General features: G+C 51.7%; 20 protein-coding genes and 1 pseudogene. 14 read left to right on the plus strand and 7 right to left on the minus strand.

Translation table 11 applies throughout. The features are described from left to right. Positions 1-140: 140 nt before the first annotated feature. Positions 141-803: an amino acid ABC transporter permease gene (locus QN379_RS19225; protein WP_322239657.1), complete on the plus strand. Its 663-nt coding sequence runs from the start codon at positions 141-143 to the stop codon at positions 801-803. A gap of 100 nt (positions 804-903) precedes the next feature. On the opposite strand, the gene QN379_RS19230 is transcribed toward QN379_RS19225, so the two are convergent. Continuing rightward, positions 904-1,059, minus strand: coding sequence for a hypothetical protein (locus QN379_RS19230; protein WP_322239659.1), 156 nt, complete (start codon positions 1,057-1,059; stop codon positions 904-906). A 110-nt stretch (positions 1,060-1,169) separates the two neighbouring features. Next, complete coding sequence (locus QN379_RS19235) at positions 1,170-1,409, minus strand: hypothetical protein (RefSeq protein WP_322239661.1); 240 nt, start codon at positions 1,407-1,409, stop codon at positions 1,170-1,172. A gap of 214 nt (positions 1,410-1,623) precedes the next feature. Between QN379_RS19235 and QN379_RS19240 the strand changes: the two genes are divergently transcribed. From QN379_RS19240 to ureG, 13 genes are all read left to right on the plus strand, one after another. Beyond that, positions 1,624-2,484, plus strand: a complete 861-nt coding sequence (locus QN379_RS19240; protein WP_322239663.1) for a ferritin-like domain-containing protein — start codon at positions 1,624-1,626, stop codon at positions 2,482-2,484. A 331-nt stretch (positions 2,485-2,815) separates the two neighbouring features. Next, positions 2,816-4,069, plus strand: a complete 1,254-nt coding sequence (gene urtA / locus QN379_RS19245) for an urea ABC transporter substrate-binding protein (RefSeq protein WP_322239664.1) — start codon at positions 2,816-2,818, stop codon at positions 4,067-4,069. A gap of 210 nt (positions 4,070-4,279) precedes the next feature. Beyond that, entirely contained in the window at positions 4,280-5,896 is a 1,617-nt protein-coding gene (gene urtB, locus QN379_RS19250) for an urea ABC transporter permease subunit UrtB (RefSeq protein WP_322239666.1), read from the plus strand. Between the two features lie 86 nt (positions 5,897-5,982). Further along, positions 5,983-7,086, plus strand: coding sequence for an urea ABC transporter permease subunit UrtC (gene urtC / locus QN379_RS19255; protein WP_322240734.1), 1,104 nt, complete (start codon positions 5,983-5,985; stop codon positions 7,084-7,086). After that, a complete protein-coding gene (gene urtD, locus QN379_RS19260; protein ID WP_322239668.1) occupies positions 7,083-7,937 on the plus strand; it encodes an urea ABC transporter ATP-binding protein UrtD in 855 nt (284 codons plus the stop codon). Before urtC ends, urtD begins: the two co-directional genes overlap by 4 nt. A gap of 131 nt (positions 7,938-8,068) precedes the next feature. Then, the gene (urtE, locus tag QN379_RS19265) at positions 8,069-8,767 is read left to right on the plus strand and encodes an urea ABC transporter ATP-binding subunit UrtE (RefSeq protein WP_322239670.1); all 699 of its coding nucleotides are present in this window, start codon (positions 8,069-8,071) and stop codon (positions 8,765-8,767) included. 8 nt (positions 8,768-8,775) lie between these two features. Then, positions 8,776-9,738, plus strand: a complete 963-nt coding sequence (locus QN379_RS19270) for an urease accessory protein UreD (RefSeq protein ID WP_323507331.1) — start codon at positions 8,776-8,778, stop codon at positions 9,736-9,738. A 55-nt stretch (positions 9,739-9,793) separates the two neighbouring features. Further along, positions 9,794-10,096 (plus strand): urease subunit gamma, encoded by a 303-nt coding sequence (locus tag QN379_RS19275; protein ID WP_205320292.1) that lies wholly within the window; start codon positions 9,794-9,796, stop codon positions 10,094-10,096. A 65-nt stretch (positions 10,097-10,161) separates the two neighbouring features. Continuing rightward, entirely contained in the window at positions 10,162-10,524 is a 363-nt protein-coding gene (locus tag QN379_RS19280; RefSeq protein WP_322239676.1) for an urease subunit beta, read from the plus strand. Continuing rightward, positions 10,521-12,221 (plus strand): urease subunit alpha, encoded by a 1,701-nt coding sequence (gene ureC, locus QN379_RS19285; protein WP_322239678.1) that lies wholly within the window; start codon positions 10,521-10,523, stop codon positions 12,219-12,221. Before QN379_RS19280 ends, ureC begins: the two co-directional genes overlap by 4 nt. A 15-nt stretch (positions 12,222-12,236) precedes the next feature. Beyond that, on the plus strand, positions 12,237-12,758 hold the full coding sequence (gene ureE, locus QN379_RS19290) for an urease accessory protein UreE (protein ID WP_322239680.1): 522 nt from the start codon (positions 12,237-12,239) through the stop codon (positions 12,756-12,758). A gap of 13 nt (positions 12,759-12,771) precedes the next feature. After that, positions 12,772-13,452 (plus strand): urease accessory protein UreF, encoded by a 681-nt coding sequence (locus QN379_RS19295; protein ID WP_322239682.1) that lies wholly within the window; start codon positions 12,772-12,774, stop codon positions 13,450-13,452. Between the two features lie 78 nt (positions 13,453-13,530). Continuing rightward, on the plus strand, positions 13,531-14,181 hold the full coding sequence (ureG, locus tag QN379_RS19300) for an urease accessory protein UreG (RefSeq protein ID WP_322239684.1): 651 nt from the start codon (positions 13,531-13,533) through the stop codon (positions 14,179-14,181). Between the two features lie 24 nt (positions 14,182-14,205). Here the strand turns inward: ureG and QN379_RS19305 are convergent, their stop codons facing one another. From QN379_RS19305 to QN379_RS19325, 5 genes and pseudogenes are all read right to left on the minus strand, one after another. Then, a complete protein-coding gene (locus QN379_RS19305) occupies positions 14,206-15,510 on the minus strand; it encodes an MFS transporter (protein WP_322239686.1) in 1,305 nt (434 codons plus the stop codon). Between the two features lie 43 nt (positions 15,511-15,553). Then, positions 15,554-16,117 carry an isochorismatase family cysteine hydrolase gene (locus QN379_RS19310; RefSeq protein ID WP_322239688.1) on the minus strand — a complete coding sequence of 188 codons (564 nt, stop codon included), beginning with the start codon at positions 16,115-16,117 and terminating at the stop codon, positions 15,554-15,556. A gap of 221 nt (positions 16,118-16,338) precedes the next feature. Beyond that, positions 16,339-16,800, minus strand: a complete 462-nt coding sequence (locus QN379_RS19315) for a MarR family winged helix-turn-helix transcriptional regulator (RefSeq protein ID WP_322239690.1) — start codon at positions 16,798-16,800, stop codon at positions 16,339-16,341. A gap of 221 nt (positions 16,801-17,021) precedes the next feature. Beyond that, a pseudogene (locus tag QN379_RS19320) lies at positions 17,022-17,308 on the minus strand (ABC transporter permease subunit); the annotation flags it as partial. 224 nt (positions 17,309-17,532) lie between these two features. Then, the coding region (locus tag QN379_RS19325) for an aldehyde dehydrogenase family protein (RefSeq protein ID WP_323507332.1) at positions 17,533-18,096 on the minus strand (564 nt) is incomplete at its 5' end.

Genomic DNA, 18,096 nt, shown 5'->3' on the forward strand with positions numbered 1-18,096 from the left:
TAAGGATGCATCAGATGGATGCCATTAATGCAATGCATTAACAAACCATTCACGGCTTAGCTGTTTTAAAATGAGCGTCTTATCAGCGCAACTATCCCCGCCCGAATTGTCGTGCGGGGATATTTTTTCACAAAGACATTATGGAATTACTGGAATTGTTGCAGCTTGCACTGCCGACCTTGATAAAAGGCGTGGGCTACACCCTGATATTTGCGGTGGCATCAATGCTAGGCGGTCTTCTACTCGGTTTTCCGCTGGCGGTTGCGCGCATTTTGCCGTCGCGCCTGTGTCAATGGCCTGCCACCGTCTATATCAGCTTGCTACGCGGCACGCCCTTGCTGGTGCAGATTTTTGTGATTTATTATGGCCTGCCAAGCGTTGGCATCAATTTTTCTCCCTTGACTGCCGGTATCCTTGCATTAAGTCTCAATTCATCAGCCTATCTGTCCGAAAGCCTTCGGGGCGCTATTATTGGTGTGGATAAAGGTCAATGGTCGGCCAGTTACAGCATCGGTTTGACATATTGGCAGACACTGCGCTATATCGTCGTTCCTCAGGCCATCAGGATTGCCGTGCCTTCGATGAGCAATACACTCATCAGTTTAATAAAGGACACGTCCTTAGTGTCGGTCATCACCGTCACGGAACTGATGCTGGCAACTAAAGAAGTCATCGCCGTGACCTTTCGTCCACTGCCCTTATATCTTGCAGCCGCGGTGATGTATTGGTGTTTAAGCATTTGCTTTGAGCGCCTTCAAAGCCGTCTTGAGAAGAAATTGGGTAAAGCGCATAAAACTAACTAAGTTTTATGCGGCTCTTCTGCGCTGTAGAGCGCTAAACCGACTCAAAACCAGCGCTCCGCAATTTGTCTATGCCGGTCCAGATACTTTTAAAGCCAAATATCTAGAAATTGCTCGGATTATGATCTGGTACCGGATCCTCTTCAGGGCTAGGGACGGGTCCCGGTCCTGGCAATGGTGGCTCTTCCGCCGGGACGGGTGTTGGCGCGCGGTGCCCAATACTGCCCGCTTGCGATTCAAAAAAGGCTGCTTCAGGCATGCTCTTCTCCGTCTGATGTAAGATTTTTATCGACAGTTCTCAAGGACAACTCTCAGTTCAAGCTCCCCATTACGCCAATCAATGGCGCTGATAACTTTTAAAATCTGAGTTTACTCCGTCAACGCAATCAAATTATCAACCTCAATTTTAGCAAAATCGACACTGCTATCGAACGCCGTATCACGGGTCGAATGTGCACTTTCCGTATTATTTCTACTAGTAACCTGAGCGCCAGCAATAAGAATTTGGTATCCATCGTGCCAAAGATCATCGTGGCCTTGCGTCGGCAGTGGCACGATGGTGTAACCACGATAGTCAATATTTTCATTTTGATTATCAGCTGAGAGCATTTTTTACCTCCATTGAATTGGTCGGAAATTTATCTAAATATCCTAGCATGCGACCGAAAATTACGCATCTCGTGTCGATGGTGTACTGTGTAAGAGTGATAACGTTATTGAAAGTGAACCAAATCCATTGTTATTCGTCCTACTTGCAGTGGTGCAAGAATCTATGCGTTTTCATTATCCACCCGCAGTCTCAACTAGTTTGGAGAGATCGATCATGACAACACACAGCACGCACAGCGAGGACGAATCGACCACAGAGCATCAGCAAACCCCGCATTGGCGTATTGACGACCTGGCATTCTCGACAATCGATATTCCAGCCGTTCGTTCGGACGAAAATCTATTTTATCTCGTCGCCTGCGCCTCATTTGTAGAAAGCGGTTCCGATTTATATACGCAAAATTTAATTGCTTATTACGGTGACGATCCAGAAATAGCCGACTGGTTAACCCACTATTGGGAAGTAGAAGAACTACAGCACGGCAATGCCTTAAAAGCGTACATTGCCCACGTCTGGCCAGAATTCAACTGGCAACTTGCCTATAACGATTTTCTCGAAGAGTATTCGCGTTATTGCAAGGTCGAACTGCTTGAGCCTAGCAAAGCCCTTGAAATGGTCGCCCGTTGCGTTGTCGAAACTGGCACTGCCACTTTCTATCAAGCATTAGCCCGCAGCACCAATGAGCCTGTCATGCGCGATTTAGCAACGCTGATCGCAAACGACGAAGTTAATCATTACAAACATTTCTTCCGCTATTTTCGCCGTTTGCGCCAAAAGGAAGGCTTAAGTCGCCGCCATATTTTCGGTGCTTTGCGCCGACGCACATTTGAAATGAAAACCGAAGATAGTGCATGCGCTTTACGGCACGTCTTCAAGTTCCGCGAACCAGAACACGCCAACGACTCCTTACGTTTAAAAACAATTAGCGCAATGATGAATACGACCGTGCGCACCAATCTGCGCGCCGATATGACTATTAAAATGATGATGCGCCCTCTCGACCTGCCACCCGTACTCCAAACTCTGGTCGCCTATCCGGTGACACAAATTATGAACCGGGTTTTTTTACGTTAGGATTTTGGAGCTAGTCCGTGCGCCAAAGCACTTCATCACGTTTTCCGCTCACCAATCTGGCCGCAGTGGTAACAATATCACGCCCTAAAATAATCCGACCGCACTAACTCAGTGCGCAGTCAGGTTGTGCTTTTACTAACACGCACTCAAAAGACGCGCACTTTCGGCCCACGGTTCGAATGCTGTCTATCTTATAACCCTATTGTCATAAAACTGATTCCCCAGTGCAATTTCCAAGGGTGATGCCATTGGCATGCATCCTGCTAATACAGGTGGGAGGCTAGTACAAATAGTGATTGCCCTCTCATCCATACATAACAAGGGGATTTACATGACACGTCGCACAGTCTTAAAAGCTACAGCACTTGGGGCATTCGCACTCGCCGCAGCATCTTGGCTGCCGTCGGCGTTTGCCGCCGACACCATCAAAGTCGGTATTCTGCACTCCCTATCAGGCACCATGGCAATTTCAGAGACATCTTTGAAAGATGTCGCGCTGATGACCATCGCAGAAATCAATGCGCACGGCGGTGTTATGGGCAAACAATTGGAGCCGGTCGTCGTCGATCCAGCTTCCAACTGGCCGCTATTCGCTGAAAAAGCGCGTCAACTGATTTCACAAGACAAGGTTTCAGTAGTATTTGGCTGCTGGACATCAGTGTCACGTAAATCGGTTCTTCCGGTTTTCAAAGAAACCAACAGCCTGTTGTTCTACCCGGTCCAATACGAAGGTGAAGAATTAGAGAAAAACGTTTTCTACACCGGCGCTGCACCAAACCAGCAAGCTATTCCTGCGACAGAATATCTGATGTCAAAAGAAGGCGGCGGAGCTAAACGCTTTGTACTGCTGGGAACCGACTATGTCTATCCACGCACAACCAACAAAATTTTGCGTGCCTTCCTGCATAGCAAAGGTGTCAAAGATACTGACATCGACGAAGTGTATACACCGTTCGGTCACTCCGACTATCAAACCATCGTTGCTAACATCAAGAAGTTTGCAGCAGGCGGCAAGACTGCCGTTATCTCGACCATCAACGGCGACTCCAATGTTCCTTTCTACAAAGAACTGGGCAATGCGGGCTTGAAAGCTACTGACGTTCCAGTCGTTGCTTTCTCAGTCGGTGAAGAAGAGTTGCGCGGCGTGGATACCAAGCCATTGGTTGGCCATCTGGCTGCATGGAATTATTTTGAGTCGATCAAAAATCCTATCAATGCTGCATTCATTAAAAAATGGAAAGCCTACGCAGTTGCGCAAAAACTACCTAACGCCAGCACTGTCGTGACGAACGATCCAATGGAAGCGACCTATGTCGGCATCTACATGTGGAAACAAGCAGTAGAAAAAGCGAAATCGACTGATACCGATAAAGTCATCGCCGCGATGGGCGGTCAGAAATTCAATGCGCCGTCAGGCTATGTATTGGAAATGGACGCCACCAATCACCATCTGCACAAGCCAGTAATGATCGCCGAAATCAAAGCTGACGGTCAGTTCAACGTCGTCAACAAGACCAAGACCACTATCCGCGCGCAACCCTGGAGCCCATACATCGTGGGTAACGAGAGCAAGCAAAAGCTGTAATCGTCTCATTGCAATAAGTGTCAACGGCCTCATTCACCACGCATGATCATAAGATTTAGCGCGGCGAATGAGGAAATGAGGATACAGCAAAGTATCGATGCATTACCAAACTCTAGCAACACCATTTCTTGTTGAGATGAACTGCTTCTGACGGCTTGCTTCAAGTCCGTCACCGCAGACAACGCTTTACCTTACTCAAAAAAGAATGCAATGAATCGGCTCAAAAAAACGCTTATCATCGGCTGGCTCTGCATTCAAACGATGGCAGCACATGCCGCCGTTGATCCAGCACTCCTAAAATCATTAGCCGGCGACGATCCGGATGTCCGTATCGAGGCTGTCAACAAGATTGCAGCACTCGCTAACGAAGATGCCGCAAAAATCCTCAATGCGCTTAATACCGATGCGCTGTATTCCCGACCCAACGGTGATGTACTGATCATCGACGACACGAAGACTGACAACCCGGCGTTTAATCCTGCGACCGATCAATCCGGCGCAACACCAGATGATGCAGAAGGTATCAGTGTCAACAACCGACTACGCGGCGCTGTCGAAGGTGCGCTATCGGGATTGAAGCTATTCTCTCCAGATAGCAAACGGCGCATGGCAGCAGCAATCGATTTGTTGAAAGACGCCAATCCGGCCCAGATTCCGCTCATCAACAAAGCCCTACAAAAAGAAAGCGATCCTGACATTCAGGCCACTTTGCAACAGGTCATCGCCACCGCCAACTTGCATGCGACTGATCCCGCATTGCGCAAAGCGGCAATTAAAACCCTTGCCACCAGCACCAACGCCAGCATCAAACCAGCACTGCAAAGACTATTGGATAAAAATCCCGATGGCAGTTTTATCGAGCCAGATGAATCCATCCGAATTGAAACGGTTCGCACCCTGGGCGCATTGGATCGCCAGTTGGCAACCACTGAGTTCATCGGAAAAGTGTTTTACGGCATCTCTCTCGGCAGTGTCCTATTGCTAGCCGCGCTGGGTCTCGCCATTACCTTTGGGCTAATGGGCATCATCAACATGGCGCACGGCGAAATGTTGATGATCGGCGCTTACACCACCTACGTCATTCAGATGTTATTTCGCAAGTTTCTGCCAGGTGCGCTGGATGGATACTTGTTAGTGGCCTTGCCAGCCGCATTCATCGTCACTGCTGCCGTCGGCATTGCGCTAGAGCGGTTGGTCCTGCGCTGGTTATATGGTCGGCCACTCGAAACACTTCTCTGCACCTGGGGAATTAGCTTGATGTTGATGCAAACCGTACGCACAATTTTTGGCGCTCAAAACGTCGAGGTCGCCAATCCATCCTGGATGTCGGGCGGTGTCACTGTGCTCGGCTCGCTGGTTCTGTCATACAACCGCATTGTCATTATCTTTTTCGCCTTGTTTGTCGTATTTGCAGTCTGGCTGATTTTGAACAAAACCCGCCTTGGCTTATTTGTTCGCGCAGTCATGCAAAATCGTCGTATGGCGGCGTGCGTCGGGGTCGCTACCGACAAGATCGACATGATGACCTTCGGCCTCGGCTGCGGCATCGCTGGGCTGGGCGGCGTTGCGCTTTCCCAACTCGGCAACGTTGGTCCAGATCTGGGTCAAAGTTATATCGTCGATTCATTCATGGTCGTGGTCCTCGGCGGCGTGGGTCAACTGGCTGGAACGGTGATTGCCGCCATCGGTCTGGGTGAAGTAAATAAATTTCTTGAACCGGTCGCGGGCGCAGTGCTGGCCAAAATCGCGATTCTGGTATTCATTATTGTATTCATTCAAAAACGTCCACAGGGCTTATTTGCACTGAAAGGCAGGAGTGTCGAATGAAAAGCTCTACCATTATTCCGCCCCCGTTGGCGTCTGGCGACTCTATAACCAAAGTTGAGGCGCAACCGCAAACCTCATTCCCGGTCATGCCTGCAAAAACATCACTGTTCTCGCGACCAGCATGGATCGGCATTGGGATTTGCGGCGTGATTCTGTGCCTGCTCCCGATACTCAACCTGAGTTTTCCTGACGGACACCCGCTGCATATTTCAAGTTACACCGTCGCCCTTATCGCCAAATTCATGTGCTACGCCATGGCGGCGTTGGCGCTGGATCTGGTGTGGGGTTACGCCGGTATTTTATCCCTCGGTCACGGCGTATTTTTTGCGCTAGGCGGTTACGCGCACGGCATGTACCTTATGCGGGCGATTGGCCGCGACGGCGTCTATCAAAGCAACTTGCCTGATTTTATGGTGTTTCTGGATTGGAAAACCTATCCATGGTTCTGGTCGATGACTGACAACTTCTGGTACTGCATGGCGTTGGTCGTGTTGGTGCCGGGCGTATTAGCGTTTGTATTCGGCTATTTTGCGTTCCGCTCGCGGATCAAAGGCGTCTATTTTTCAATCATTACGCAAGCGATGACCTTTGCCTTTATGTTGCTGTTCTTCCGCAATAATACCGGCTTCGGCGGTAACAATGGCTTCACCGACTTCAAACGGATTCTGGGTTATTCGATTACCGCGCCATCTACCAAGGCCGTGCTCTTTTTGATTACCTTTGCGTTTTTGTTAAGCACATTGGTGTTGTGCCGCTGGATCGTCAACTCCCGCCTCGGACGCGTGTTACAAGCCGTCCGTGATTCCGAATCACGTCTGATGTTCATCGGCTATAACCCGCTATGGTTCAAGTTATTTGTCTGGACGCTTTCAGCAGTGTTATGCGGCATTGCCGGTGCGCTCTATGTCCCACAAGTCGGCATCATTAACCCATCCGAAATGTCGCCCGCCAACTCAATCGAAATGGTAATCTGGGCAGCGGTCGGCGGTCGTGGATCGTTGATCGGTCCGATCATCGGTGCCTTCACCGTCAACGGTTTGAAGAGCTGGCTCACGGGCGCATTTCCCGAACTCTGGTTATATGTACTCGGCCTCATCTTCATTCTGGTCACCGTCTTTATGCCACAGGGAATGGTTGGCGTCGCAGTCAAATTAAAACAAAAATTCAGTGCCTCTAAGGAGTCTGCATGACCGAGCTCTTTAATCCAAAATTGCCCACTGGCACTGTCGACAACAGCCGACACTCCGACCATGGCACATCATACGCTCGGCTCAAACCCGAGGGCCTTGACACCAGCCACGGCGCGATTCTGTATTTAGAAAATATTACCGTTTCGTTCGATGGTTTCAAGGCGTTGAATAATCTAAATCTGGATATTTCGGTCGGCGAATTACGCTGCATCATCGGCCCTAACGGCGCTGGCAAAACCACGATGATGGACGTGATTACCGGGAAAACCCGGCCCAGTTCTGGTACAGCTTTTTTTGGCCAGACCATCGACCTGACGCAACTCACCGAATATGAGATTGCCCACTTAGGCATTGGTCGCAAATTTCAGCGCCCGACGGTATTTGAGCAACATACCGTGTTTGAGAATTTGGAACTGGCGATGAAAATGGACAAGCGCGTCCGAATCACGCTGTTCGCAAAATTAACATCGGAGCAATTGGGAAAGATCGATGAAATTCTAAGACTGATCCGTCTCAACGGTCAGGAAAGCAGATTAGCAGGTTTGCTTTCCCACGGTCAAAAACAATGGCTCGAAATCGGCATGCTGTTAATGCAAGAACCGCAATTAATATTGCTGGATGAACCGGTCGCCGGCATGTCGGACGCCGAAACTGCGCGCACCGCTGAACTACTCAATGAACTGCGCGGCAAACATTCGATTGTCGTGGTTGAGCATGACATGGGCTTTGTCACCGAAATTGCCCAACAAGACAAAGTTACCGTCCTGCACGAGGGATCAGTCCTTGCCGAAGGCAAGATGTCCGAAGTCCAGGCTGATGAGCGCGTCATCGAAGTTTATTTGGGACGTTAATATCACTCAAAGTGGCATCGTTGACGCCAGACAATATAAAAATGGCGGCGACCATTCAAAACTGGATTGCGCAAATTACCGCTCGGTGCGGTTCTACGTAAGTCCGAAAAAGATCATCAGGAAAATTGCATATGTTAAACGTCGATCTTCTGAACCAATACTACGGTTCCTCCCATACTTTGCGGGGCGTGTCATTAAACGTGGAAAAAGGCAAATGCCTGAGTCTGCTGGGACGCAATGGCGTCGGCAAAACAACCTTGCTGAAATGTCTGATGGGCGTATTGCCAGTTGCAACCGGCAAAGTGACGCTGGAAGGCCGCGACATTACCAAGTTAAAACCGCATCAACGCGCCGCCCTTGGTATTGCTTATGTCCCGCAAGGTCGCGAGATTTTTGCACGGCTGACGGTTGAAGAAAATCTATTGATGGGCATGGCGACCAAATCCGGCAAGAAAGCCTCGCTGATCAAAGGTGAAGTCTACGAACTTTTTCCGGTATTAAAAGAAATGCTGCAACGGCGCGGCGGCGATCTGTCCGGCGGCCAACAACAGCAACTTGCCATCGCCCGCGCTTTGCTGGCCGAACCAAAACTGATCATCCTTGATGAGCCGACCGAAGGCATTCAACCGTCAATCATTAAGGACATTGGTCGCGTGATCCGGCTTTTACGCCAAAGGGGCGACATCGGTATTCTGCTATGCGAACAATATTTCGACTTTGCCCAGGAGCTGGCTGATAACTTTATCGTCATGTCGCGTGGAGAGGTTGTTGCATCCGGAACACAGGCACAAATGGATGATCCGAGCGTTAAAAGACACTTGGCGGTATAGTCTCGAAAATGAAATTTGTTGATACCCCAGACCTTCCCATACCGACCAAAACGCTCGGCCCAACCGTATCCGCGGCGCTCGTAACCGCAGCCGGGCAGCGCGAATTTCCGGATTCAGCGTTATATCTGCAAACCAATAAACCCGCTCCATGGCAGGCCCGGCTAACGCTGGGATTTGCCAACGATCAAGGCACAACGCGCCTCGTCGAACGCAGCCATTTTGGACCGTTGCGGGTACAAAAAACGCTTTACCCAGAACACCCTTCAGTCTGCCACGCGATCATTATCCATCCACCCGGTGGCGTCGTTGGCGGCGATCAATTGACAGTCTCAGCCACAGTCGGTGACCACGCGCACGCGCTCATCACCACACCCGGCGCAGCGAAATGGTACAAAGCCAACGACAACGTGTCGCAGCAGCAAGTAAATCTCACCGTCGATGAGGGTGCGACGCTTGAATGGCTGCCGCAAGAAGCCATCTTCTTTAACCACGCCGCTGTCAAACTAGATCATCAGGTTACGCTCGCCGCCGATGCCAACTACATCGGCAGCGAAATACTATGCTTCGGGCGTACCGCATCAGGCGAGTCATTTGATGATGGCAAAATAATGCAGCGCACCAGTATTCGTCGCGGAGGCAAACTGATCTGGTTCGAGCAAGGCACATTAAGCGGAGGCACGGCAGCTATGCGCAGCCCTTTGGGGCTAGCCAACTATACCGTCTGCGCCACGCTGATCGCCGTGGGGAAAGCATTACCAGCCAAGGTCATCAATGACCTGCGCGAGGCCAGCAACCAGTTGGTCGACGGTCAGGCGATGATCGGTGCAACGCAAATGAAATCAGTCATGGTGCTACGATTTCTTGGTCATTCCAGCGAACTTGCCAGACAATGGATGACGCAGGCGTGGCAACAGATCAGGCCAGAGTTATTAGGACGAGAAGCCGTGATTCCCCGTATCTGGAATACCTGAATATGGCGTTTCAATCAGACAAAAAACGTAACAAGATAAAGAAGGAAAGAGCCAAATGGAACTGACTCCCCGCGAAAAAGACAAACTATTGATCTTCACCGCCGCGTTATTGGCGGAACGACGCAAAGCCCGTGGATTGAAACTGAATTATCCAGAATCAATTGCCTTGATTACTGCCGCGATCATGGAAGGTGCACGCGATGGCAGAACGGTCGCTGAGCTGATGTCGGAAGGCACTAAAATTCTCAGTCGGGCGGACGTGATGGACGGTATCGCCGAGATGATCCACGACATCCAGGTGGAAGCCACTTTTCCGGACGGTACCAAGCTGGTGACGGTGCATCACCCGATTCCGTGATTTCAGCGTTACTGTTTGCTCACTTACCCTATTTTGTTCCCTCATTTTAGACACTGGAAATCACCATGATCCCCGGCGAAATGCTGATCGAAGACGGCGACATCGAACTCAATGTCGGCCGCAAAACTACCACTGTCACAGTCGCCAACAGCGGTGACCGGCCGATTCAGATCGGTTCGCATTTTCATTTTTTTGAAACCAATCCAGCGCTGATTTTCGAGCGGGACGTTGCCTATGGCATGCGCCTCAATATCGCCGCCGGTACTGCCGTGCGTTTTGAACCGGGCCAGAAGCGGACCGTTGAACTGGTCGCGCTGGCGGGTGAACGCAAGGTCTACGGTTTCAATGGAAAAATCATGGGCGCACTGGACCACAAATCGGACCAAAAAGAAGAAGAAAAACCAAAGAATCACAAGGAAGCCCAATGAGCAAAATTTCACGTCAGGCCTACGCCGAAATGTTTGGTCCGACCACCGGCGACCGTATCCGCCTGGCAGACACAGCCTTGTTCATTGAGATTGAAAAGGATTACGCAACCTACGGCGAAGAAGTTAAATTCGGCGGTGGCAAAGTCATCCGCGACGGCATGGGCCAGTCGCAACGCAATCACCGCGACGTCATGGATACCGTCATCACCAATGCCGTCATTCTCGACCATTGGGGCATCGTCAAAGCCGATATCGGCCTAAAAAGTGGCCGGATCGCCGCCATCGGCAAAGCGGGCAATCCCGATATCCAACCCGACGTCACCATGGCAATTGGCGCAGCAACCGAAATCATTGCTGGCGAAGGCATGATCGTCACCGCTGGCGGCATCGACTCACATATTCATTTCATCTGTCCGCAACAAATTGAAGAAGCCTTGATGAGCGGCGTCACCACCATGCTAGGCGGCGGCACCGGGCCAGCCGTTGGCACGGCAGCGACAACCTGCACGCCAGGACCATGGCATCTGCACGCGATGTTGTCGGCGGCAGACGCATTCCCTATGAATCTGGGATTTCTAGGCAAAGGCAACGTCAGCCTGCCAACGCCATTAGAAGAACAAGTGCGCGCTGGTGCAATCGGCCTGAAGCTGCACGAGGATTGGGGTTCCACCCCAGCGGCCATCGACAACTGCCTGAACGTCGCAGACCGCATGGACGTGCAGGTTGCGATCCACAGCGACACCTTAAACGAAGGCGGCTTTCTGGAGCACACACTGGCGGCGTTTAAAGACCGCACCATCCATACCTTCCATACAGAAGGTGCGGGCGGTGGCCATGCGCCGGATATTATCGCCGCAGTCGGTCAAGGCAATGTGTTACCGTCCTCCACCAATCCGACCCGTCCTTACACCGTCAATACGTTGGACGAACATCTGGATATGCTGATGGTCTGCCATCATCTTGACGCGTCGATTGCAGAAGACGTCGCCTTTGCAGAATCCCGAATTCGGCGCGAAACCATTGCCGCAGAAGACATCCTCCACGACATCGGTGCCATCAGTATGATGTCGTCCGACTCGCAAGCAATGGGCCGCGTTGGCGAAGTTATCATGCGCACCTGGCAAACCGCCCACAAGATGAAAACCCAACGCGGTTCGTTGCCGGAAGACAGCAGTCGCAACGACAACTTCCGCGCCAAACGCTACATCGCCAAGTACACGATTAATCCGGCCATAACGCACGGCATTTCTCATGTAGTCGGCTCCATTGAAGTCGGCAAGATCGCTGATTTAGTCCTGTGGAAACCAGCCTTCTTCGGCGTCAAGCCATCCATGATACTAAAAAGTGGCATGATTGCGGCAGCACAAATGGGCGATCCAAATGCTTCCATTCCTACGCCCCAACCGGTCCACTATCGGATGATGTTTGGTGCGTATGGCGGCGGCCTCAAAACTTCATTAACCTTCGTTTCGCAAGCTGCGTATGACGATGGGATCGGCGACTTGCTGAAACTGAACAAACCGGTGGTCGCAGTAAAAAATATGCGTCACTTACGCAAGCATCACATGATCCACAACAGCGCCACGCCGCATATGGAAGTCGACCCGGAAACCTACGAAGTGCGCGCCGATGGCGAACTATTAGTCTGCGAACCGGCAATCATCTTACCGATGGCGCAACGTTACTTTTTATTCTGATTGTTTCAAACATTTATGCTAACTCTTAATACAAAAATCGACCATGCCGACCGCATTGATGGCGAACTGGTATTGCCCTACGACCTGCGTGAAAAAAGCCGTCTGCGCGCCGCACTTACTTCCGGGCAGGAAGTTGGCGTCTTTACCGTCCGCGGCACAGTCCTGCGCCATGGCGATCTGATCGCTGGCGAAGACGACGACGGTACGCAATCGGTGATAAAAATAATCGCCGCTGACGAGGCCACGTATCGCGTTGAATGCGCGACGCCATTCGCACTATTACGTTGCGCATTCCATCTTGGTAATCGCCACACCCAGGCGCAAGTCGGAGATGGCTTTCTACGCATTCGCAAAGATGCCGTACTGCGAGAAATGCTGGAAGGTCTCGGCGCAAATGTGATTGAGCAGCTAGCCGCATTTGAACCAGAATCCGGTGCGTATGGCGGTGGACATCACCACAATGATGGCTTATTGGCACCCGTCCCGCTGCGCCAAAAAATTCATCGGCCCGGCGACAAGCCAGAAACCACAACCTAAACGGATCGCCACCATGCAAGCGACCGCTCTGCTCCACTTGCTGCAACTATCCAGCCCATCGCTGCCGATTGGTGCCTATAGTTATTCGCAAGGTCTGGAATCGGCGATAGAACGCGGGCTGGTAAAAGATCAGGCCTCCGCGCGGGACTGGATCATTGATCATCTACATCACGTTGTGGCCTATTTTGAAGCACCGATTTTATGGCGCTTGTTACAGGCTTTTGAACTGCGTGATGCTGATGCGGTGCGTGTCTGGACCGAACGTTTTATTGCCGCACGTGACACCGCCGAGTTCCGCGCTGAGACCATTCAAATGGGCTACTCTTTAGGCAAGCTGGTGATTGATCTGCACATTGGTGATGCCACGTTGATCGCCCTATTGCAGGCAGAACCTGAATTGCCATTACCGACCGCATTCGCCTTTGCCGCTGTGGCACTCAACATACCGCACGAAGCCACACTGCTGGGAATGCTGTTTACATGGGCCGAAAATCAGGTCTTGGTCTGTGTTAAATCCGTACCTTTGGGGCAGGTTTCGGGACAGCGTTTATTACTATCCTTACAGCCAGAACTACAACGTGCCGCCGAGCTTGCGCAACAATTGGCGGACGACGACTTATCCAATTGGTCACCAGGATTATCGCTCCTGTCGATGCAACATGAAGAGCAATACAGCCGACTTTATCGATCCTGAGTTGTGCATAATAATGCCCCGTTTTAGGCGTCAGCAAGCGATACCGAATTCAACCATTTTTTGTAAGAGATTTCTATTATGAGCAACACGACCAGTACCAATACTATTGCCACCCCAAACCCATTACGCGTCGGCATTGGTGGCCCCGTCGGTTCCGGCAAAACGGCACTGTGCGAGATGTTATGCAAAAGTATGCGTGACGACTATGAAATGGCGGTCATCACCAATGACATCTACACCAAAGAAGACATGGAAATCCTCTTGCGCGCCGATGCATTGCCAGCCGAACGCCTGATGGGCGTGGAAACCGGCGGCTGCCCGCACACAGCCATTCGCGAAGACGCCTCGATCAATCTGGAAGCGATTGCCCGCATGAGCGCCGACTTTCCTGACCTTGATCTGATTTTGCTGGAATCCGGCGGTGACAATTTAGCCGCCACTTTTAGTCCTGAATTGTCCGACCTCACGATCTATGTCATCGACGTCGCCGGTGGCGAAAAAATCCCACGCAAAGGCGGTCCCGGCATTACGCGCTCGGATCTTCTCATCATCAACAAAACCGATCTCGCACCTTACGTCGGTGCCAACCTTGATGTCATGGCGCATGACGCCAAACGCATGCGCGGCGACCGCCCTTTTCTCTTCACCAATTTGCGCAGCGGCGATGGCGTAGAAAAAGTCGTCGCCTTCATTCGCACGCAAGGTTTGCTGGACCGCGCAAAATCATAAATTGATACACGCCGACGCGTTAGCTTAAGTTGATGCGTCGGCATGTTGTTTCGATGGAACTGGATCACGCCATGCTATAAGCTCGTCTACGCTAAAGCGAAACCGTCCAGCGCGAAACGACACACGCAGGTGTCGGTACTTTCTCAAATAATAGATCCCAACCATTGCAGCCGCAAAGCCAGAAGCCGCGCCGACACCAAGCGCCCAACGCGGGCCGAATCGGTCTGCTACCCAACCCACCACTGGCGCACCAAGCGGTGCGCCGCCCAACGCCACCGCCAGCATTATAGCCACCACTCGCCCACGCATCGCAGGCTCGGTGGATAGTTGCACCAAACTATTGGTAGACGTGGTGAAAGTCTGCGTCGACACGCCGATGATAATCAGCGCAAGGCCAAAAAACACATAGTTAGGCATGATCGCCGCTAACGTGCAACCAATCCCAAAGACCACAGCGCCAATGAGCAGCAGCCCGATATGCGGTTGCGCCCTTCTGGCCGCCAACAACGCGCCCGCCACAGAACCGATCGCCATCGTCGACGTCAGCAAACCATATTGCCCCGATCCGGCATGGAAGACTGTCACTGACATGGTCGAGATAAAAATTGGAAAGTTAAGTCCAAAAGTACCAATCAAAAACAGCATGAGAAGCACCGCTTTCAAATCGGGACGCCGCCATACATAGTGAAATCCCTCGACTAATCCACCGGGCGTCCGCGGCGCTCTTTTGGACCGATGCAAGTCACTCACGCGGAGGAATGTAAGCGAGCAAAGTACCGCAACAAAAGAGACCGCATTAATGAGAAAAACCCATCCCGAACCAACCGCCGCAATCAACAGACCGGCAAGGGCTGGTCCGATCATCCGTGCCGCATTGAACGACGTCGAGTTCAACGCCGCCGCGTTCGCAAGATCGGCTTCTCCAACCAGTTCCGACACAAACGTCTGGCGTATCGGAGCATCAAACGCAGTGACACAGCCAAGCAAAAATCCCAACAAATACACGTGCCACAACTGAATCAGCCCGAAAAGTGTCAGCAACCCCAACGCGAGCGCCAACACCCCCATCATTGCCTGCGTGGCGATCAACAGTCTTCGCCTGTCGAAATGGTCAGCAACGAAACCCGTCAAGGGCAACAAAAGCAGCTGCGGTCCAAACTGCAACGCCGTCACAATCCCAAGGGCTGTCGCATTCTTATGCGTCAAATGGGTCAGCACTAACCAATCCTCCGTGGTGCGCTGCATCCAGGTGCCGACATTAGACACAAGGGCACCACCCACCCAAAGCCGATAATTGACATTATTTAATGACCGGAAAGTACCCATCACCGTACCACTATCGCAAGCTTTGCAACCTGCACCGTAAACATACTCATTCGTGATCCTTATCGAGCAATTCGATGATCTCTCGCACTGAACCGGTCTCGCCCAACCGTGGAAAAATCAGCGTGATGCTATTGGCGTGCGCTTCGGAGCTCCGGTCAGTCATGGCGTCGATAGCCAGCGTGACATTGAACCCAAGCTCGTGCGCCTGACGTGCGGTCGACTCAACACCGATGCTGGTCGCCACGCCGACGATCACCACCTGTGTCACAGCACGGTCTTTCAGATACGCAGCAAGGTCGGTGTTGGTGAATGCGCCCCAAGTATGCTTCGTCACCACGGCATCATCCGGCTGCTGTTTCAGCTCCGGGACAATATCAATCCATCCCGCAGGCGGCGTCCCCATATGACGCGCTTGTTCTGTTCGCCCCGGCGCACCACCCGCTACGTTGACCAATACGATGGGCAAACCATGGCGGCGAAAGGCATCAGCCAACATCGCGGCGCGCTGTATTACTTCGCTCATAGGAGGGACGGCCGACAGAGCGGCCATGCCGTTCTGCAAGTCGACAACGATAAGTGCGGTCTGAGGATCAAGTGTAGTGACTGTCATGATATGTTTTCCTTTTTTGATGTGAACTTCAAGATGATTAAATGGTAACCGGCGCACGACGCTCGGCGCACAACACACATTGATTACAAAATGATTACAAAATAAGACTTCCCTACTTCGTGAAAGTCGAAAACCAACGGACGCAGTTCGACTCAGCACCTTCGCGCAAAGCCACCGGCACTCTCGTTTCTCAATTTAATTAATACAGAGAGAAGCACAGGTTATGCATCAACCAGGCGACTAAGCAGCTTGATACTGACAGCAAGTGTTGCTTGTTCTTCCGCCGACAATTTGGTGTTGATGCTACGGAACAGCCAATCCTCCCGCGCCGACCGTGCCGCGCTGACCCATTCTCGACACGCCGTCGTGAGCGACAAGATCGTTTGTCGCCCGTCTGCTGGATCCGGCGCCCCACTCACCATCCCGGCTGCGGTCAATACGGCGACGGTTGCACCGATGGATTGCGGCCGCATACCTTCCGCCAAGGCGAGCGCTGTCACCGTTGCTGGTCCCTCGCGCTCCAAGCGACTCAGAACCGACATTTGCGATGCCGTGAAATCCCCCGGATACACCTCTTCGCGCAAGCGCCGCTTTAGTTTACCCATTAACACCCGAATCTCACCGGCAAGCATCAACGTGCGCGCCGCCTCATCATCATGGGCTTGTTGTTCGTGTTGGTTCATAGACTCATTTCGATAAACGATAAAAAAACTTCCATCCTCAATCTCTAAGCTTACAACTACGGATTACAACGGCAAACTACAAAGCTTAACTACAAAGTTAATCTACGAAGCTTACCTTCTTATTAGGATAGATAGTTTGTTGTCCGATGTCAAGGGGACCGCGACGTTGCTGTGAATTTGTATAAGATATGGCGCTTGTAGGGTGTTAAGTAAATCCCCATAACGCGACGACCGCTAAGCAACAATGGCATCGCAAACGCGCTGGCGCTATGGGCGAACAACAACAAGGCGCAGGATAGAATCCCCGCCATTGCCATCGGAAAAAGTATGTGACGCATAATTACCAGCGCGTAGCACCTAGCGTGGCCGCGGCTTCTTCATACGCACTGGAAGCTACTTTTAAGGCGCTCGCCGTCGGCAGAACCGCCAAGGGAAATGCGGTCTGTATCAACCCCAACAGGACGCGGTTTTTACGATACAGCCATTGAATCGGCCGTTGCAGCATGCCGAGCTAGAGTTGTTATTTTGTCTATCTCGAAAGCGTCGCGAACCAGGAAAAAGTCGCACCGTTCCGTGCCTGGATCATTGAATATTGCGGGACGAATGAACAGACAATACCGGAGCCATTTTAGCCGTGCATGGATTAACACGACTAAAGCCGCGGAACGCCCGTTATCAGTCAGTTCAATCGGTCGATTTTTTCCGGATTATTAGGATACGTATTTCAACGAATCAAATTCCGCCCATGCACAAATACTTGATGACCTGATAGTCTTCGATACCGTATTTCGAACCTTCGCGGCCCAGACCGGATTGCTTGACGCCACCAAATGGCGCGACTTCGGTAGAAATCAGACCAGTATTGATACCGACTATGCCACTCTCAAGCGCTTCCGCCACCCGCCAGATACGGCCGATATCGCGTGAATAAAAATAACTGGCCAATCCGAATTCGGTATCGTTGGCCATCGCCACCACTTCGTCGTCAGTGGTAAAGCGAAACAAGGGTGCCATCGGGCCAAACGTTTCTTCGCGCGCCACCACCATATCGGAAGTAACATCGGCCAAAATAGTTGGCTCAAAAAAACTATGGCCCAACGAATGACGCTTGCCACCCGCAAGGATGCGCGCGCCCTTGCTCAAGGCATCCGCAATGTGCTGCTCGACTTTTTCAACTGCTTTTTGATCAATCAACGGCCCTTGGGTCACGCCCTCTTGCTGACCGTCCCCGACTTTCAACTTGGCAACTGCCGCTACCAGTTTTTCAGCGAATGCATCGTACACGCCAGCTTGCAC

The organism is Glaciimonas sp. Gout2 (assembly GCF_035018905.1).
In the GTDB taxonomy this organism is placed as follows: domain Bacteria; phylum Pseudomonadota; class Gammaproteobacteria; order Burkholderiales; family Burkholderiaceae_D; genus Glaciimonas.